This window comes from Castellaniella sp. S9 (assembly GCF_027257175.1).
Classification (GTDB): Bacteria; Pseudomonadota; Gammaproteobacteria; order Burkholderiales; family Burkholderiaceae_B; genus Castellaniella.
Window position 1 is genome coordinate 1 of record NZ_JAPFGD010000031.1, and the last position, 580, is coordinate 580.

At 66.2% G+C, this 580-nt stretch carries 1 protein-coding gene and 1 pseudogene; both read left to right on the plus strand.

Translation table 11 applies throughout. The features are described 5' to 3' along the window. A pseudogene (locus tag OOZ48_RS18425) lies at window positions 1-129 on the plus strand (branched-chain amino acid ABC transporter permease); the annotation flags it as partial. Next, window positions 126-580 (plus strand): branched-chain amino acid ABC transporter permease (locus OOZ48_RS18430; protein WP_269500273.1); only part of this gene is annotated, 455 nt, incomplete at its 3' end. The pseudogene OOZ48_RS18425 and the gene OOZ48_RS18430, both read left to right, overlap by 4 nt.

Below are 580 nucleotides of genomic sequence, written 5' to 3' on the forward strand. Positions count from 1 at the left end.
CTGGGCCTGGGCGTGATCGAGGGCTTCACCAAGGTCTTCTGGCCCGAGGCCTCCAGCACCGTGGTGTTCATCATCATGGTGATCGTGCTCTTGCTGCGCCCGGCCGGGCTGTTCGGGAAGGAATCATGAATCGACAAGTCCTCGCCTACGCCGCCGCGGCCGTCTTCATCGCGCTGCTGCCCGAATTCGGCGGCTATCCGATCTTCATCATGAAGGTCATGTGCTATGCGCTGTTCGCCTGCGCCTTCAACCTGCTGCTGGGCTATACCGGGCTGCTGTCCTTCGGGCATGCCGCCTTCCTCGGGCTGGCGGCCTATGCCTGCGGCCAGTCGCTGGCCGTCTGGGGCTGGCCGACCGCCGCGGGGCTGATCTTCGGCACCGCCGCGGCCGGCCTGCTGGGTTTGGTCTTCGGCATCCTGTCGATCCGGCGCAGCGGCATCTACTTCGCCATGATCACCCTGGCGCTGGCCCAGATGCTGTTCTTCTACTTCCTGCAGGCGCCGTTCACCGGCGGCGAGGACGGGCTGCAGGGCATCCCGCGCGGCAGCATCCTGGGGCTGGACCTCAGCGAGGACATCAA